Origin of the sequence: Halobacillus halophilus DSM 2266, assembly GCF_000284515.1 — a bacterium.
In the GTDB taxonomy this organism is placed as follows: domain Bacteria; phylum Bacillota; class Bacilli; order Bacillales; family Halobacillaceae; genus Halobacillus; species Halobacillus halophilus.
This window is the reverse complement of record NC_017668.1, coordinates 1366915-1385336: the sequence shown is the minus strand read 5'-3', so window position 1 is coordinate 1385336 and position 18422 is coordinate 1366915. Positions and strand designations below refer to the sequence as shown.

The following is an 18422-nucleotide window of genomic DNA, read 5'->3' as shown; positions in this document are numbered from 1 at the left end:
CCACCAATAACTTAATGGATATATTACATATGGATCAACACTAAAGTTAAAAAGAACCAAAATAAAAGAAAACCATATAAAGAGTGGTCCACATCATTTCGATGCGGACCACTTTCCCTTTAATTTGCTGGTTTTTATCCCAGCCTTTTTTACTATTAAATTCCTGGTTGATAAGATGTTTCTGGAATATCTTCATAGCGTTCTGGATCAAGCTCATCCACTGATCCATCTGCTACTCCCTCAATAATGCCTTGTAACCCTGTTTCTACAGCTTTAACAAGCATTCCTTTTTTCTTTTGTCCCATGCTTTGTGTTTGTCCTGTAACTTCAAAAAGAACGGTTCCACTTCCATTTAAAGCAAAAGATCCTAGTGCCGTACCTGGCAAGTCCAGACCTTGACTGTACAACGTAATGTTATCAAAAGGAGAATTCCCCATAGATTGAAGAGCATCATAAGCAGCCAAATTCAGCTGGCGTGAGAAATCATAGTCATAGGTGTCTTCATACTCTGCATATTTAGACCCTGCTTCGCTTGATGGATCAGGAACAAATTGTCCAGACAGAGATAGTGTGACGGGTTCTGACGTTCCATCTACGTAATAAAGTCCCTGGTGATGCAAGTCTACAAACACATCAACTTTACCAAATTCGTCTTCTAAGTCTTTATATACATCGCGAACCGTTTGAGCTTCAGGTGTGATATACCATCCAGGTTCTGATGAAGAACCCGGCACGTCTTCTGGTTCAGGAGTGTAGTCTAAATTTGGATTAAAATCGCGGTTTACATCGAATCCAGGTTGAGATGCATAGTCATCCCCTTGTATAGTGGCTCTATTTTCCGAATAGTAGTGGTTCCACGTCGGACCATCTGCTCCCTGTAGTTGAGGGAAGTCCTGTAATACTTCCTCCCACGACATGACATTCCCGCGGCGATCGAGTTCTGAAGCATCTGGGTTCATTTTAGGCAGCGTAACGAGTGTAACTTCTTCAAGCATGGCTTTTACATCAGGAGAGTTGCTGGATCCTAAATGCTGAAGTAGATTTAAAATCGCTTCCGTGCCGGTTTTTTCATTACCATGGATTTCACTTTCAATTAAAATGACACGATCCCCTGTACCGACACGTGCCTGGTAAATGTCTCGACCTTGGTTGGATTGTCCTACTACTTCGACGTCTACACGTCCTTGACTTGATCGTTCAATTTTCTCAAGTTTTTTAACAAGCTGGCCATAGTCTGTAAATCCAGAGCTGTTGTAAGTTTGCTGTTCAGGCGTGCCTGGATGGTTCCCTGCCGCGTATGTAGGCATGGCTAAACTTGTACAAAGGGCAAGAGTACTGACAACAGTTAAGATTTTTTTCTTCATATTATTCACTCCTCAAATTGTTGTTATTCGCCGTATCCACTAAGCGGAAGGTCATCCCAGAAGGACGTATCTGCATCGTTAATAGAACCATCAGCTAGAGCTTCAAGTGTGGCTTCCATTGCAGTAACGGCTTGTTGAATCAGCTTGCCATTGCTCTTTTGTCCCAGGACATAATCCTCGTATTCGTGATCAGCCATTCCACGCATTTCAAACAATAACGTGGCGACATCATATTCTACTGCAAGACCGTTACGGCTGATCGTTTCTGCTTTTCCACCAGGATACTTAGAAAGTAAGCCATAACCTTTATCACTTACAGCATTGTAAACCACAGAACCAAGCTGCTTAGAACGTTGAAGCACTTCATCATCTACATTTTCTGTCGTCGGATAAAGAATAGAACCTGACACAAGCTCATCTGAATCACCCAGGGTCGTTTGTGTACCTTGGTGATGAAGATCAATCATGTAATCCGGACTGTACTTTTGTAGAACATTCTCATGAAAGGCCTCCGTTTCAGGCTGTTCACGATCCACATGGTCACGGTTTAAATCAACTCCGTTTGCGTTATAGCGCGTATGTGTACCTGATACGTAATCATCTAATGAGAAATTAACATCTCCTTCTGCCCCATCAACATTCAATCGTGGAGCAATAAGAACATTTACGTTATCTAGAATTTCTTGATTTTTCTTTCCGTTTGAAGTTAAATTCTGAATAAGTTTAAGAGCCCCTTCTGTTGTTAACGTCTCGTTTCCATGCTGCTGGGTAAGAAATAGTACAGTAGGATTATCTTCATCAGAAGAGAATTTTGCTAAGTATAAGTCTCGTCCTTTTACAGATTCTCCGTAAGTTTCAAGCTCCATAGCTTCAGATTGACTGTCAGCCTTCTCCAATACTTTGACCATCTCTTCATAACTATGAAGGCGTTCATTTTTAATCGTTTCATTACCTTCATAATTTGGACCGTTGGCACTGTTACCTGCCAATACTGGTCCTGTTGCGGCTCCAGCAGCAAGTAAAGTACCTGCTAAAGCCATTGATAAGACTTTTTTCTTCATCAATCACCATCTCCCTTCAAATTTTGTTGTCTATACCACTTCAATAATGAACAATAGAAATCCTTTCATTTTAAGGAAAATAATAACATTTAACTAGATGAAGGTAGGTGTTTTGAAGGAGTTGTTAAAGTTATAAAAACTATAGTAAAAGAGCTGGCAATCTTAAAGTCACAAATGAAACAACGTGGTTCAGCAATATGCTGAACCACGTTGTTCCTTTTCAGATAAATAAATATCAGTGTGTATTTTGAGAGACGCTCTTGATCAATCTTGGGGGCTGAACCCCGCCCCCAAACTAAGAAACTTCTAATACCTACCTAACATTATCCAGATAAAAAGTATGCCCATTTAACTCTATCGTTTCTGTCCCTTGTTTAAACGTTAACTGCTCTTGTTTGGGAGTGAAGTCATCACTAGTCTCATATTCCACTTGAAAATCCTGTCCATCATCTAACCCACTGACATCATAAACCTGATAGTGAATTTCATGCCCCTCCGAGCTTTTGGTTACGCCTTTACTTTTCAAGGCATCGAAGTGAATGTCAGCCATTGTTTCACCTCCCTCTCCTTGAACAATTTCTTCACGTCCAGCGCTATTTCCTACAGGATCATTACATTAGTAAGGTAAGAAGTTTATTATTTGTTTACAAATTTGGTGAATGGATTCTCTCTTCCAAAAAATAAAACGGTTCTTTCCATTTATTCATAGGAAAGAAACCGCTTTTTATCACTCACTTATACATATTGCAGGCTGACACCATATTTATTCAAAGTCTCACGAATCTCATTCTGCAGTTCCTCAGATGGAAGATCCATCGGCAGCCTTAAATGAGGTTCAATTTTGCCCATCATCCCAAGGGCCGCTTTCACAGGTGCTGGATTCGTATCTTTAAACAGGACATCGTTCAGCTCCATTAATTCATAATGGAGTTTTTGGGCGGTGGCTACATCCCCGTCGAACCAGGCATCGTGCATCTGAGCTACTTTTCCTGGCAGGACATTCGCTGTGGCACTGACAGATCCTACTCCGCCAATCGCAAGCATCGGATAGCAAAGCAGTTCGATACCCGAGAACAGCAGAAAATCACGGCCACATTTGAGTAGCACACGATTGACGTGTTCGAAGTCTTTGTTTGATTCTTTTACACCGATAATGTTCGGACAGTCTTTGCTCAGCTGAGCTAATGTATCAACATGCAGGTTCTGGGCGGTACGTCCCGGAATGTTATACACAATAATCGGAATCTCTACAGCGTCTGCGACCGTTTTGAAGTGCTTGTATAACGCCTGCTGATTCGACTTGTTGTAGTAAGGCACGATAACCATCGCCGCATCGGCTCCGATCTCTTCTGCCTTTTTCGTCAGGCGCATCGTCTCATCGTGATTGGTGGACCCTGTTCCCGGTACAAACGGAACTCGGCCATTAATGGTCTTGTATGCAGTCCTCATGACCTCCACGCGTTCCTCCTCTGTTAACGAGCTGGGTTCCCCCGATGTTCCGGTAACTGAAATCGCATGGGTGCCATTCTCCAATTGAAATTCAATGAGACTTGAAAAGGTATCAAAATCAATGTCATGATTTGCTTTAAAGGGTGTGATCACAGGTGTAACCGAACCTCTTAACTTTGATTTTATCTCTTGATAATCTCTCATCCTATCTCCTCCTTCTCGTGATTTACATACTCATCTCTAATTCTCGTAAATCTCCCTGGGCATGAAGAATGTCCATTTCAAAGTCGGCAATGAAATTGTTCCACTGCAGCGTGGCATTCTCAAAATCTTGGTATAGAGTGTCCTCAAACAAGGTGACCGTAAGCTCTCCCGGACTGTAAATCGATTTGATCTCACACATCCCTTTCGCTTGATATAGATCACTCTTTACGGTCACTTCGTAATGCCCGGGGACCGGCATATAGTAAGAAGGGTCAAAAGAAAATGTACAGGTTTTTCCTTTGCCTTCCGCTTTGCCCGCCATTTCATAGCTTTTTCCGAGATAGTGGGGAACCTCTTCAACCCTGCCCGTAGAAATAAGCGTCCTCAAAAGAGTAGAGCTTACTTTTTGCTCATGCTTCTCAAATTTTGAAACCGTCGTGATTCCAAATCGCCCTTTACTATCTACAGGCAGTTGATTCATATCACCCTTGCCTTTGAATCCATATTTATAATCAAATCCGGCAACGACGTGCTTACTGTTGAGTCCGCATAGATATTGATCCACAAATTGCTGGTGAGGAACTTGGGCCAGCTCCTTGGTAAAATCAACAACATAAAGGATATCAACGCCAAGCTGCTCAAAGATTTTCGCTTTTGCAGAAAGCGGCGTTATAAATCTAGTAATAGTCGGGCCTTTCGGAATAACCGAAGAGGGATGTTGGGCAAAGGTCATAGCTGCAAGTTTTAACCCCTTATCTTTAGCTATCTTCTTCGCTGTACGAATAATCTTCTGATGGCCTAAGTGCACACCGTCAAAGAATCCTAAAGCCAGGACACAGGACGGACTGTTCTCTTGAATGGATGGTGCAATCGGGTGTGTGATAGCGATAGTGATCATCTTTGCCCTCCTCCTTCGTTATGTCATTTGCATGTATTTACCTTCGTAAAACGCAAGCGGGTCCCCATCTTGAACATTTAAATTGATCACTTCGCCTATATAAAGGGTGTGGTCCCCTGCCTCATGGTCCTGATAGACATTACATACAAGGCTGACAAGGGAATCTTTAATGACGGGAAGACCTTCGACCGTTTCAAATTCCACCTGTTTATCTTCTTTAATTTGGCCTGCAAAAATCATCGACATTTCCTTTTGATTGCCAGAGAGAATATTAACGGTGAATTGATTAGACCTTTGAATCACTTCATTCATTTTGGCTTTTTTGTCGATGGAAACCAGAATAAGCTTCGGATCAAGGGAGACTGACATAAACGCATTGGCGGTCATGCCATGCACCTGCCCATCAACTTCTGCCACAATCACCGTTACTCCCGTCGTAAACTTCCCCATGGCTGTTCGGAACATTCGATTGTCCATCCTCATCACCTCTAGTTAATTTTTCTTACTCAAGTTACAAACGTCGGCTTGCGTTTTTTCAATTTCGGCTCTGTCAGCGTTACTTTTTTATTGGAATGAACATCGAGGACTTCTGAGGCTTCATCAAACCAGCTGTCTGGTGCTTCGTGTCCCCAAAACGTCTGACGCATTGGGTCATCCAGATCCCAGCGGACCGGTTTGAAGTCAGGGTCACTTGTTAAATAATCTCCGTTATAGAGTTCGATACGATGACCATCCGGATCCCGCAAGTAAAGAAAGAGCGCATTGGATAAACCGTGCCGTCCAGGACCGCGTTCAATCGCTGGACCGTAACCCATCGATGCAAGCACATCACAGCCATCGATCAAATTCATCGGGTCTTTTAACCAGAAACCGATATGGTGGAGCCTTGGTCCAAGACCATTCATATAAGCTACATCGTGGACACTTGGTTTACGGTGCAGCCAGGCTGCCCAGATTTTCTTTTCTTCCCCTTCGGTATATTCCGAACAGGCAAAGCCTAACTGATTGATATAATGATCGTATGCTTTTTCTACATCGGTAACCATGCAGTTAAAATGGTCAATCCGCTGCACTTTTGCACCTTTATGATGGTGATACTTCTGAATCATTCGTTCCGCCTGATCCATTTCCGCATAGTACTCTACAGGTAAACCAGATGGATCCTGAATTCTCAGCGCGCGCCCAACGGCTTCTTGGGACCCTGCTTCCATCCATTTCAATTCGGTGCCCTGCTTCTCATAGAAAGCAGCCAATTGATCGATGTCTTTCTCAGATTTCACTTTATAGCTGATCACTTCTACAGCAGGACTCTCTCTTTTCTTCAGAACAAGACTATGGTGATTATGCTCTTCAAGCCCCCGGAAAAAAATTTGTTCATCATCTGACGCTGTTTCTATGAAACCAAGAGCTTCATAGAAAGCTCTTGATTTCTCTAAGTCTGTGACATGTAAAACGGCCCGGCCCGCACGGATGATATCAAAATCCATTGTCTTCACTCCTTATACGTTTGTATAGTTTGGTTTGGACGTTTTTACTTGCTCCAGGAAATCCTGTACGTAATCCTTATATGGTTCTTTGTTGAACTGTTCAAAGTAAGTCATCCCCATTTTCACAGGATCGCCGAAGAAGTAATATTCATAGTGCGTCTGCCTGCTGCCAAAGGCACTCATCGTGAGATCCCACGCAAGGCGGAAGAGTTTCACACGTTCATAGCCTTCCATATTCTTAGACTGCAGCGCGCGATTGACAATCGGTCCAATTTCTTCGTGATGGAAATCCTCTTCGGTTGGAATGCCCATCAGTCCGGAGGCTCCTAGTATTCGAAGGATTTCTACAAGACGCGGATAAATTCTCGGATACCAGTTCCTAGCCGCGTTCAAAGCATCAAAGTCAGGGGTCATCGTGCCCCATTTATCAAGCTTGGCATTATGCTCGGCCCTGAAAAGGTGAGACTTCATCGTTTCAAGCGCCAGCATAATTTCGGTACCTTTGTCCTGGACGTGCTGGAACTTGTCGATACCGATGGATTCCATCAGATTCAAAACAACCCCAAGCACGAATTCCGTTTTGACCACGTTCTTAGCTACGACCTGGTGAGACATATGCACCACAGCGTTGGTCTCTGTGAACGTGCGGTTACAAATGGAAGAATTGCCGCAAACAAAAACCTTTTCCCATGGAACGAACACAAGATCAAAGTAAACAATGGCATCGCCCTCTTCAAAACGGCTGCTTAATGGGTGATCCCAGGTATTTTTACCGTTATCAAAGGATTCACGGCTGATGAACTTAAGCCCTGGCGTATTGTTTGGTACCACAAAGGCAAGAGAATACGGATCATCGAGCTCGCCAGCCTTTTTAACGGTTGAAGGGAAGACGAGGATCTCATCGGTAATCCCGCCCTGCGTAGCAAGTAAACGTGCACCGTCGACAATGATTCCGTCGGAGCGTTTCTCAACGAGGTGAAGCGCTACATTGGCATCCTTTTGCTCGTGCTGGGCTTTTTGACGGTTCACTTGCGGGTGAATCAGGGTGTGCGTCAAGCTGATATCATTTTCCCGCGCATAGTCATAATAATTTTTGGCATTCTCGGCAAACATCGGGTCATCTTCGCCAAACAAGTCATTGGCTACTCCCATTGCCATTACTTCTGCATTCAAATAGTCAGGGGATCGTCCCATCAATCCTCCGGAAAGGCGTGCCCATTCCTGGATCGCTTCCCGACGCTTGATCAAATCATCGATGGTTTCCGGCCTGTAAAAAGACATTCCTACTTTGTCGCCCGTTTGAGGAGAGGTGTAGAGCATTTTTTCAGACTTCTCATATTGGAGGTCATATAATTCGGCCATGGACTGGACGACATTTTTAAAAGCAGGATGAGTGGTTGGATCCTCGACACGCTCACCGTGAATATAGATGTTATTCTTAGCATTTTTTAACTTCTCTTTATATTGAGCACCTGTTTTCGCTGGCATAAATAAATTCCTCCTTGATTATTTTTTTCCGAATTGCGGGATACGGTGATCTCCGAGCGCTACATGGATGATTTGCACTTCTGTATAAAATTCAAAAGCATAATGTCCGCCCTCTCGACCAATTCCACTGTGCTTGGATCCACCGAAAGGAGTCCTCAAATCCCGCACATTCTGAGAGTTGATCCACAACATTCCAGCGTCCACCGCCTGCGCAACCCGGTGACCGCGCTGAAGATCTTTCGTCCACACATAGCCCGCCAGTCCGTAACGAACATTATTCGCTAGATCAACCGCTTCCGCTTCATCTTTGAAGGTCATCACAGCAATTACTGGACCAAAAATCTCTTCCTGTACCACTCTCATCGATGTATCTGCATTAAGAAGCAGCGTTGGCGCTACAAAATTGCCGCGGCTGTGTTCTTCCGGCACCGATCCGCTGATCACCTGACACCCTTCTTCTTTTGCCAGTTCCAGATAGCTTTTCACACTTTCATAGTGTTTCGTATGAATTAACGGGCCGACCTGAGTATCATCTTTCATGGGGTCACCGACAACAATGTTCTCCACTCGATCTTTTAGAGCGGCGATAAAATCGGAAGCGATGTCTTCGTGGACATATAATCTCGAGTTTGCCGTGCATCGTTCCCCGTTAAAGGAGAAGATCCCCCACGTGCAGGCATCGATGGCCCGTTCAAAGTCTGCATCATCAAACACGATGATTGGGGACTTCCCTCCTAACTCCATCGAAAAGCGTTTGAGCGTGTCCGCGCCATTTTTCATAATCTCAGATCCTGTCGCCGTTTCTCCTGTAAACGAGATCAGCTCCACATCTTCATGAGCGACTAACGATGCCCCGGCCGTCTCTCCATATCCATGAACAACGTTAAAGACACCGTCTGGAAGACCAGCCTTATCAATAATTTCCGCTAAGCGATTCGCTGTAAGCGGTGACCATTCGGCCGGTTTTAGAACGACTGTATTTCCGGTAGCCAGCGCTGGTGCAATCTTCCACGTCTCAAGCATGAATGGTGCGTTCCAGGGTGTGATTAACCCCGCTACTCCAACGGGCTTGTGAATCGTGTAGTTGAGAAAGTCATGATCCACCTGGTAGGCATCCCCGACCAGACGGCTTTTCACCATCTCTGCGTAAAATCTGAAATTCTGAGCAGCGCGAGCGACCATTTTTTTCGTTTGGCTGATCGGCAGACCAGTATCGTAGGATTCAAGCGGAGCAATTTCCTCAATATGCTCATCAATCAAGTCTGCAATTTTGTAAATGTAGCTTAACCGTTCATTTTGAGAAAGGTTTCCCCACTCTCCCTTAAAAGCTTTCCTTGCAGCTTTCACCGCTTTGTCTATATCCGCTTCCGCTCCAGAAGCCACTTTATTGATCTTTTCATTCGTAAAAGGGTTATAATTATCAAATTGCTTATGACTTTCCGCATCTACAAAAGCTCCATCAATGTAAAGCTGAACATCTTTCACTTCTTTGATCACACGTTTTCCTGCCTGGTTAATATCTGATAAAGTAAGTTCACTCATGCTTATCCCCCTATTTGATAGCGCTTTCAAAAATACTTCTTAGCTGCAGGCTAAATTTGCAAATATTTGCTAAAGTTTGTATATTCAAATTATCACACAGGCTTTTCTATATTAAAAATATCTATAATATCTATATTCCATATGATTTTCATATACATAGTGAACGGGGGAGAACAATGGATATTAAGCAATTGCGATACTTTCGCACAGTGGCTGAGGAAGGGCAAGTAACCAAAGCAGCAAAAAAGCTGCATATGGCTCAGCCTCCTCTCAGCCAGCAAATTAAATTGATAGAGGAAGAACTTGACCTGAAGCTGTTTGACCGTCATGGCCGTAAACTCGAATTAACAAGCGCAGGAGAAGTGCTCTACCAAAAAGCAGGTCAGATTCTTAACGAGTTAGAGGAAACGATTGTGGAAGTTAAGGAGACCCATGAAGGAATTACAGGTACTCTTCAAATAGGTTCCAACAAATCATGCTTTTCGTCCTTAACAGGTCCGTTAAATCAAATGAGACAGCAATATCCCCAACTGACCTATCAACTTAGAGAAGGAGATACCTACTTTCTGGCCGAATGTATTCGAAGACGGGAAATTGAAATGGCCGTTGTCCGCCTGCCAATTGAACGGGATGAATTTGAATTGATCCCTCTCTCTCCTGAACCTTATGTATTAGTGACCCCTGCCTACTGGGACGTGTTCCCGGCAGATACTGCAGAAGTGGAGGTCGAGGACTTAAAAGGTATTCCGTTAATGCTATTGCACCGCATCAGCGGTATGGGACAATTTGAATTGATCGTGGATGAATGCAGGAAGCATGGGTTTGACCCTAATGTGATTTGTGAATGCCCAGATCCAACCATGCTATTATCGCTCGTAGCTAATGGAATGGGAGCATCCATTGTTCCGCGCTCTACTTTGGAAGCGTTCTTTTTTTCTAATATCAAGAGCTATGAGTTTAGAAATGCGGATATTGAAGCGGAAGCTGCGATTATCTGGCATAAAGACCGATATTTAACGAAAGCTTCCCGAAGGCTGCTTCGATTGTTCGAAGTAAACAAGACTTCCTTAGAAAATCCAGTTATCGATCATCTATTCACTGTAGATAAGAATTGAAGCAGGAGAATGATTGCAATGCCGGTAGTGAGTCTTATCGTTTGATAGGATAACTCCTGTGGGTATCATTTACATGTTTATCATAAAAACTGCTTGGGGATCCTTCTCCAGGCAGTTTTTGTGTTTATCTAATAAAAAGAACTTCCAAACCTGTCGGAAGTTCTTTTTATATTACTAGGCTATCGTGCGTTTACCCTTTCCGTTTGAATGCTCTCCTCTTCAATCTGACTATTTGAAGTGAACAAACTTACACCAATAAACACAGCTGTTGAGAGAGGTAAAGCATAAAACAGTGGATCTACATGGGTCCAGGGATAAGCAAGAAGATAGCCTTTCCCAAAAAGGGCCTCAGAAAGACCAAAGGCTACTGACTGCTTTTCATTCAAAAATAAGAAACCGAACATGCTGACTCCAAACCCGGTCATAATACTGTAAACTGCTCCTGCACGGGAAGCTTTCTTCCAATAAAACGCTCCCACTAACGCAGGCAGGAATCCGGCAGCGCAAATCCCGAACCAGAAAGCGGTGGCCTGAGCGATGACTCCACCTGGTAAAAGATAAGCGAGTATCACAGATAAAATGACACCAACAATGACACCAAGACGTGCTGGGCTGATCACATTTCCTAATACGGACCGGATGCCCAATGTTTTCAAAATATCTTCACCAAATGCACTTGCCTGTACATGGATAAGAGAACTTACGGTAGAAATCGTTGCTGACAGAAGAGTGAGCGTAAATACATAGATAAACCAACCGGGCATGAGTGTGTTAATGAACTTTGGAATAACAAGGTCAGGATTTCCACCCGCTACACTAATCGATAGTTGTCCAGCCGTTTCCATAAAATAAACATTGCTGAGCGGACCGATCATGTAAGCCGCTCCTGTCATGAAAAAGATAAAAATTCCACCCACAAGAACAGAACGATAAAGAGCGCGGTCATTATTTACGGTCATACAGCGCATCGCTAACTGAGGCTGTGCCAGTACCCCAATACCAACGCCCATAATAATCGTGCTGACAAGTGTCCACCACATAGGCGAGCCCAGTTCCGGCATACTTGTCCAGCCTTGATGGCCCTCGGATGCGAGGGAGTCAGGAACCATCGATTTGAGTGAAGCCAATGCCTGGTGACCGTCCACAATGCCCCCTACCGCTTGATAACTGGCAAATAAGAAGATGGCCATTCCTATGAGCATAATCACAGCAGCAAAGGCATCGGTGTACATGACGGCTTTAATACCTCCACCAATTACGTATAGAGCAATAATTACGGCAAGAATCAGTAATGCTGCATTAAAATTCAGCGACAGGGTTTCCTGAAGCGTCCCCCGCCGATCAATACAATACTCGTATAGGCAGGCATAAAGATGAAAATGACGACCCCTGAGAATACCGTAATGAACTTCGAGTCATAATGCTTTCCTAATAAAGAAGGGAAAGTCGAAGCATCTAATTTAAGCGAGAGCCTGCGTATCTTTTTGCCAAATACAGCAAAAGCCACGAAAATTCCCAGTACAATATTTAAGAAAGCAAGCCACAATAGACTTAATCCATAAATAGAAGCAACTCCCCCAAAGCCGACCATGGCGGACGTGCTGATAAATGTAGCTCCGTAGGACAAAGCCATAACGACGGGGTTAATATTCCTTCCGCCTACTAGATAGTCAGCTTCAGAGGTTGTCTTTTTATAACCGTAATACGCTAACAGCGACATAACAGCCATATAAGCCAGACATAAAGGAATTAAGACAGATAGGTTCACTCTCGGTCACCTCCGCCCCGATTCCACATGACGGCCCCGTAAATGACACAGCCAAGTGCGGACAACACAGTAGCGACCCACACAAATGCAATAGACACATCTTCAATACCTAACATATTCGCCCTCCTTTTATATTGGGGTGCATAGAGTCTTTCTTTAGAGAAAACGCTTACATTAATCGAAGAAGACCTTATTCAGGTCCTTTATCACTTCTATCTAAACCGGCTATGGATATTATTATGTTTATAGGTTTTATGCTGAAATTCTACTAGTTCGAGAGATAAAGCTAAGTATTTTTCTTCGTAAATCGAAGCAAAGTGTTCCTTCATCACATCAAATAGTTTTTCGCAGGTCGCTTGTTTCGCTTCTTCACTTCTGCCTTTGCCTATTTTTAACGTCGTATGAACGAACGCATCATCTGCTTTCCCATCGGCTATGCGATACTCTGTGACTTTATGAGCCCTTACCCGAATTCCACCGACCGGATACGTGTCCCCGAGTCCTACTAACACCTGGCCCAGCTTATGGAGCAGACTTTGAATATCCGTATGAGAGCTCAGATTATCCGTGTATTCTACCATCACATGCGGCATAATTCTTCCTCCTTCGTCTCAGCTTGGCTCCCCGGTAATCGTATTGACCAGACGGCCCAGGCCTTCAACCTCTGTAATGACCTCATCTCCTACTTTTGTATCCACTGTCCCTTTTGGAGTCCCTGTCAAAATAAGATCCCCTGGACTTAGTGTCATAAAGCTGCTTAAGTATTCGATAAGATCAGGAATATCAAAAATCATATCCTTCGTTGAGCCTTCCTGAACCAGTTCGCCATTCACATACGTGCGCAAAGCCAGATTCATAGGATCTTGAACTTCTGCGGCATCGACCAGCCAGGGACCGATCGGTGTGCAGTGATCACGGTTTTTCACTCGCAAATTCGGGCGGTAGTAATTTTCCAGGTAATCGCGGATCGCATAATCATTGGCAATCGTATAACCTGCAATATAGTTGTACGCCTCTTCTTTTTTAACACCTTTCGCTTCCCGGCCAATGACGACAGCCAGTTCACACTCATAATGCATATGGGTCACATCAGAAGGACGATAGGTTTTGCCCCGGTGACCGACAAAAGTGTTGGGTCCTTTCAGAAATACAAGCGGCTCTTCTGGAGCTTTGAAAGAAAGCTCGCTCGCATGATCACTATAATTCAATCCAAGCGCAAAGCTGGTCTGCGGCTCAATCGGCGGGAGCCAGACCACCTCTTCCTCTGCCACCTGCCTGCCATTATCCAGTTGAATCCCTTCAGAAAGCTCTGTTGCCTTATAAATTCCGCCTTCAAAGGCTACCCGTGCCGTTTTCATGATTTAATCCCTCCTACGGCTGCTTCTTTTTTTACCTTATTTTCAAGGACGCCTACCTGTTCTATTTCAATACGGATCTGGTCCCCATCCTTTACACGAGGAGGATTTTCCGGAATACCGACCAGCAGCGTATCCCCTTTTTCAAGGGTCATAAATTCGGTGACATCTGAAAGCAGCTGCGCAACCGAACGAACGAGATTCCCAGTATGATTTTCCTGCATACATTCCCCATTCACATAGACGCGAATAGTAAGATTATCAGGGGCCGGTACTTCATCACGCTCTACAATCCACGGACCTGCAGGACAGAACCCATCGCGTGCTTTGTGCTTAACCGCCGGTCTGAACACGCTCTCATGCGGAACACTCATATCATTAACAATCGTATAGCCCGCAATATAGCTCATCGCTTCTTCCTCGCTGACACGGCAAGCTTTTTCACCGATAACCAGGCCAAGACAGGCTCCCACTTCAAGTTCTGGTACATCTTCCGGCATGGGAATCATAGTTTGATGACCCGTAATGGTGTTTTTAGGTTTGATATAGAGAATCGGAGCTTTTGGAGGGGATTTGTAGGGATCCTGATGTAAGGCGTCTTCCATTTGATCCAGTGCACCTTGATAGTTTAGTAATGTACCGTAAACCGTACCAGATATCGGGGAATCCCAGGTATGTTCGGATGTATCGACACTTCCGTCCCATTGAACAGTCCCTTCATGCAGGTGAACGTCAATTTCCTGCATCTGCAATCTACCGCTGAATTTAGCTTTCGCTTTGGTCATTCCATTCACTCCTTCTAGTAAGAATCATGTCATTTTGTAAAATATTCACAATTATCTTGTAATTACAAACTAACACTCAACCTTTCATATATAAAATATTGATTATGTTCGTTTTGTATATGAAAAAAATATAGCTCTGTTTTGTGATAAGCATTACTGCATGTTTCTTTCTCCTACCTACTGGAACCCAGAAAAAAAAGAGCCGAAAATCGGCTCTTTGCTTATCGTTGAAATGTAATCAAATGCTCAAAAAGGATTTTCGTCGCGTCCAACTGACCGGCTACTTTTCCGGTTAAGGAGGATGCTTGCGACAACGGCCCTCCAGGCCACGTGTGTCCTCCACCTTCAATCGAGTAAAACACAACTTTTTCTTCTTCTTGCGGGTAAGCATTTTTCACAATGGCGTATTCTTCGTTTTCCATAACCCGCTCGTGATGATGGGTTCCACCATCTCCCCAGGATTTTGCAAAAAACTTAACTGTTTTTTCTGCGGAGAGAAGTTGGTCAATCATGTAGGTCGAATCATAATGGCCATCATAAGGGACAAGCTTATCATCCGTCCCCATAATGAAAAGCATCGGCATAGGTTTACTCCATTGAAACTTCTTCGCTAAATCTTTGACCAGGGGGCCTGAAACTCCTCCCACTCCGGCAAAAACATCCTGACATTCAAGGCCAAGTCTCAAACTGAAGGCCGAACCGTTGGAGAACCCTGTGGCGTAAATTCTGCTTTCATCCACGGGATACCGTTGTTTCAGCCAATCAATCAAATCCAACACAAACCCGACATCATTGACTTCCTGCTGAAAGGCAGTATTTTTTTCTCTGCCTTCATTCCATTGCTTTGTCATTCGGTCTGCAGGATCGAAATGAACCGCATCAGGAAAGACGGTGATGACCTGATGCTCCTCTGAGAGTTTGTGGAATCCGGTAATTTTCATATGGTGCCTTGCACTGCTGCCAGCCCCGTGAAAGCAGAATACAACGGGGACAGCCTGCTCCAGATTTTCAGGTACGCTGTAATAAAAGGTTCGCTCTCGTTCTTCAAATGTCATGGTTACTGGTCCGAAAACTTCCAAGCTGATCTTCCTTTTCTCTTTATATTAATGACTTCCTGTTCCTGATGAAACTCGTTGCTTTTCAAGATCCACCACATCTTCCGTCGCCAGCGGAGTTAGGGTAAAGCCTGTGTAGCCGTAGATGATGGCGATAATCGGAGAAATGAAACAGATAAACGAAAACGGAATATAGCCGATTCCTACGTTCAATGTGGTCATAATGAACGCTCCCGTCACTCCCCATGGAATTAAAGGGTGGATAAGCGTTCCGGCATCTTCAAGCGTCCGGGACATGTTTTTAGGATGAAGATTCGTCTGCTCATAACTCTCCTCAAGCATTTGCCCTGGAAGAATAATCGATAAATACTGTTCTCCTACCACGACATTAATTCCTAAACAAGACAAAACGGTAGATGTAATAACATTGCCCCTGCTTCGCAAAAACCTCTTTAAGCCTTCAATAATGGCTTGAGCTATGCCGATTTCACGTATAATACCGCCAAATGAAAGCGCTATCAAAATTAACGATACACCAAACAGCATACTATCTAATCCGCCCAGTGACAATAAGTTATCAATCGCTTCTACCCCTGTATCCGCGGTGTATCCGAAATGCGCTGTGTTCATAATCGTACCCAGAGATACACCTGGAACCGTATAGAAAGTAGTGATGACCGCTGCTACCAGCCCGATAATCAAAGATGGAATCGGACTAACTTTTCTAAAAGCCAGAATGATAATAAGCAGAGGTGAAATAAGCGTCACGGGTGTAAGCATAAATTCATTATTCAACGTCGTCATCATCGATTCTACTTTTCCTATATCGGCTGCCTCTCGACTGGAAAATATCCCAATGGCTGCAAAGATACCGAGCGTAATAATTAAGCTTGGAATGGTTGTCCAAAGCATATGGCGGATATGCTGGAAAATATCGACTTTAGCTGTAGCTGCAGCCAAGTTTGTCGTATCCGACAGAGGGGACAATTTGTCTCCAAACAATGCGCCGCTTACAATAGCCCCGGCCGTTACAGTTGGAGAAATAGACATCCCATAAGCCACGCCCATCAAGGCAATCCCGATTGTACTAATGGCACTCCAGGAACTTCCCGTCATCGTAGCTACTACGGCTGTAATAATGACAGCACTCACTAAAAACAGGGATGGAGATAATACTTGAAGACCGTAGTATGTAATGGTTTGAACGGTACCATTCAATACCCAGACGCCGACGGTTATGCCGATCAAGCTTAAGATAATGATGGCAGGAACACCATAGGAGACTCCTTTTGTCATAGCTTTTTCTAACTCTTTCCACTTGTACCCTAACTTTAGTCCATACAATGTAACGATCACCGCAGCAATGACAATTGGGATATGAGGCGCTGTTCCATATACTAAGATGCTGACTCCAAGGATGGCAATAATTAAAAGAATAACAAGACTCGAAACGAGAAACGAAGGCTTTCTTTTTTCCATGTAATTCCCCTCTCCAGGATTATTGAAAAAATTCTACCGCTTTCTTCCTTTTTGGTTAACCTCATTTCAGCCACCAGTGGAGCGCGAGAATGGACACCTGCACGCTCACGGCTATCGGCTCTTTCTAGATTAATTCGATTAGCATCACATATGGATTTTCAATATAGTCAATAAACCGGTTCGTAAAGGCAACGGATTGCGAACCATCGGCAACTCGGTGATCAAAAGTCAGCGTCACATTCATCATCTGTCTAATGACAATTTCATCATCAATAACCACTGGCATTTTTTTCGTTTTATGAAAGGCCATCAAACCCGTTTCTGGATAATTTAAAATCGGTGTCGCCCCGGTGCTTCCCATCGGTCCAACGTTACTAATGGTAAAGGTTCCTCCCCGTAAATCATGTCCAGATAGCTTATTATCTACCGCCTTTTTCGTTAAATCTTTCATCTGTTTATGGATGTCTATTAATGATAGATTTTCAACGTTTTTTAAGACAGGTACGATTAATCCTTCCTCTGTTCCGGTGGCGAGTCCGATATTGTAAGACGATTCTAAAAGGATTTCTCCTTTCTCTTCGTCTAATTTAGAGTTGAATATCGGAAATTCTTTAAGGGATAGCTGGAGAGCTTTGATAAAAAAGGCGGCAACTGATACTTGGACGCCTGGACGACGGTCTGTACCTTTTTTCAGCTGATCCTTCACCTTTAATACTTCCGTCATATCCACTTCATCAAAATGAGTGACATGGGGAGCCGTATAAAGCGATTGGGTCATTTTTTTGGCAATTTGTTTTCGCCGGCCTCTAAATGGGATGGTTTGCTGCTGTCCTGCTCGTTCGACTGGCGGCTGTTTTTTCACTTCCTCTTCTTCTTTTACAGGAGAAGGCTTCGATTTGGTTTCCATAAATGCGAAGATATCTTCATCGAGGATACGTCCTCCTTTTCCTGTACCCTGAACGTCTTCAATCTTGATGCCCTGTTCTCTGGCAATCCTCCGTGTATGAGGGGAAGCCTTCACCCTGGTAGATGGAAGCTCCCAATTAAAGTTTCTTGGCCCGGAACTTTGGTTCGTCTCTGTACCAGCCGTCTGTCCGGCAAGTACGGGCTGCTTAGAGGACTGCTTTTGTTCAGACCTCATCGTTAAAATGGTCGTGCCCACTTCAATCACATCGCCTACATCATAATTAATTTCCTCAATGACTCCTTCTGCTGGCGCGGTCAGTTCAGCCGTCATTTTGTCCGTCTGAACTTCAACAAGTGGAGCGTCATTCTTCACAAAATCCCCTTTTTTCACAAAATAATAAAGAATTTCAGCTTCATGCATTCCTTCCCCAATATCATGCAATTTCACATCCATGCTCCGGACCTC

Annotated in this window: 17 protein-coding genes and 1 pseudogene; 1 reads left to right on the top strand and 17 read right to left on the bottom strand. The window is 44.0% G+C overall.

From position 1 onward, the window contains the following. Positions 1-155: 155 nt before the first annotated feature. From HBHAL_RS06880 to hpaE, 9 genes are all read right to left on the bottom strand, one after another. Positions 156-1364 carry a M14 family zinc carboxypeptidase gene (locus HBHAL_RS06880; RefSeq protein WP_014642637.1) on the bottom strand — a complete coding sequence of 403 codons (1209 nt, stop codon included), beginning with the start codon at positions 1362-1364 and terminating at the stop codon, positions 156-158. A 23-nt stretch (positions 1365-1387) separates the two neighbouring features. Then, a complete protein-coding gene (locus tag HBHAL_RS06875; RefSeq protein WP_014642636.1) occupies positions 1388-2425 on the bottom strand; it encodes a M14 family metallopeptidase in 1038 nt (345 codons plus the stop codon). A gap of 313 nt (positions 2426-2738) precedes the next feature. Continuing rightward, positions 2739-2975, bottom strand: coding sequence for a hypothetical protein (locus tag HBHAL_RS06870; protein WP_014642635.1), 237 nt, complete (start codon positions 2973-2975; stop codon positions 2739-2741). A 185-nt stretch (positions 2976-3160) separates the two neighbouring features. Next, positions 3161-4078, bottom strand: a complete 918-nt coding sequence (hpaI, locus tag HBHAL_RS06865) for a 2,4-dihydroxyhept-2-ene-1,7-dioic acid aldolase (protein WP_014642634.1) — start codon at positions 4076-4078, stop codon at positions 3161-3163. 22 nt (positions 4079-4100) lie between these two features. Further along, on the bottom strand, positions 4101-4976 hold the full coding sequence (locus HBHAL_RS06860) for an FAD synthetase family protein (protein WP_014642633.1): 876 nt from the start codon (positions 4974-4976) through the stop codon (positions 4101-4103). An 18-nt stretch (positions 4977-4994) separates the two neighbouring features. Next, positions 4995-5453 (bottom strand): flavin reductase family protein, encoded by a 459-nt coding sequence (locus HBHAL_RS06855; protein ID WP_014642632.1) that lies wholly within the window; start codon positions 5451-5453, stop codon positions 4995-4997. 29 nt (positions 5454-5482) lie between these two features. Then, complete coding sequence (gene hpaD, locus HBHAL_RS06850) at positions 5483-6463, bottom strand: 3,4-dihydroxyphenylacetate 2,3-dioxygenase (RefSeq protein ID WP_014642631.1); 981 nt, start codon at positions 6461-6463, stop codon at positions 5483-5485. A gap of 12 nt (positions 6464-6475) precedes the next feature. Beyond that, positions 6476-7951: a 4-hydroxyphenylacetate 3-monooxygenase, oxygenase component gene (gene hpaB / locus HBHAL_RS06845; RefSeq protein WP_014642630.1), complete on the bottom strand. Its 1476-nt coding sequence runs from the start codon at positions 7949-7951 to the stop codon at positions 6476-6478. An 18-nt stretch (positions 7952-7969) separates the two neighbouring features. Further along, positions 7970-9493 (bottom strand): 5-carboxymethyl-2-hydroxymuconate semialdehyde dehydrogenase, encoded by a 1524-nt coding sequence (gene hpaE / locus HBHAL_RS06840; RefSeq protein WP_014642629.1) that lies wholly within the window; start codon positions 9491-9493, stop codon positions 7970-7972. A gap of 176 nt (positions 9494-9669) precedes the next feature. Here hpaE and HBHAL_RS06835 point away from each other — a divergent pair, with 176 nt between their 5' ends. Beyond that, the gene (locus HBHAL_RS06835) at positions 9670-10608 is read left to right on the top strand and encodes a LysR family transcriptional regulator (RefSeq protein WP_014642628.1); all 939 of its coding nucleotides are present in this window, start codon (positions 9670-9672) and stop codon (positions 10606-10608) included. Between the two features lie 179 nt (positions 10609-10787). Here HBHAL_RS06835 and HBHAL_RS06830 read toward each other — a convergent pair. The 8 genes and pseudogenes from HBHAL_RS06830 to HBHAL_RS06800 form a co-directional block, all read right to left on the bottom strand. Further along, positions 10788-12241, bottom strand: a pseudogene (locus HBHAL_RS06830) (sodium:solute symporter family protein). 131 nt (positions 12242-12372) lie between these two features. Beyond that, positions 12373-12492, bottom strand: coding sequence for a symporter small accessory protein (locus tag HBHAL_RS22050; RefSeq protein ID WP_396253018.1), 120 nt, complete (start codon positions 12490-12492; stop codon positions 12373-12375). 96 nt (positions 12493-12588) lie between these two features. After that, positions 12589-12969 carry a 5-carboxymethyl-2-hydroxymuconate Delta-isomerase gene (locus tag HBHAL_RS06825; RefSeq protein WP_014642626.1) on the bottom strand — a complete coding sequence of 127 codons (381 nt, stop codon included), beginning with the start codon at positions 12967-12969 and terminating at the stop codon, positions 12589-12591. Positions 12970-12987: 18 nt separating this feature from the next. Continuing rightward, entirely contained in the window at positions 12988-13734 is a 747-nt protein-coding gene (locus HBHAL_RS06820; protein WP_014642625.1) for a fumarylacetoacetate hydrolase family protein, read from the bottom strand. Continuing rightward, on the bottom strand, positions 13731-14516 hold the full coding sequence (locus HBHAL_RS06815) for a fumarylacetoacetate hydrolase family protein (protein ID WP_014642624.1): 786 nt from the start codon (positions 14514-14516) through the stop codon (positions 13731-13733). The genes HBHAL_RS06820 and HBHAL_RS06815 overlap by 4 nt, the downstream gene beginning before the upstream one ends. A 221-nt stretch (positions 14517-14737) precedes the next feature. Further along, positions 14738-15595 (bottom strand): alpha/beta hydrolase family esterase, encoded by an 858-nt coding sequence (locus HBHAL_RS06810; protein WP_014642623.1) that lies wholly within the window; start codon positions 15593-15595, stop codon positions 14738-14740. Between the two features lie 24 nt (positions 15596-15619). Next, positions 15620-17050 (bottom strand): Na+/H+ antiporter NhaC, encoded by a 1431-nt coding sequence (gene nhaC / locus HBHAL_RS06805; protein WP_014642622.1) that lies wholly within the window; start codon positions 17048-17050, stop codon positions 15620-15622. 124 nt (positions 17051-17174) lie between these two features. Beyond that, a complete protein-coding gene (locus tag HBHAL_RS06800) occupies positions 17175-18410 on the bottom strand; it encodes a dihydrolipoamide acetyltransferase family protein (RefSeq protein ID WP_014642621.1) in 1236 nt (411 codons plus the stop codon). Positions 18411-18422 lie beyond the last annotated feature (12 nt).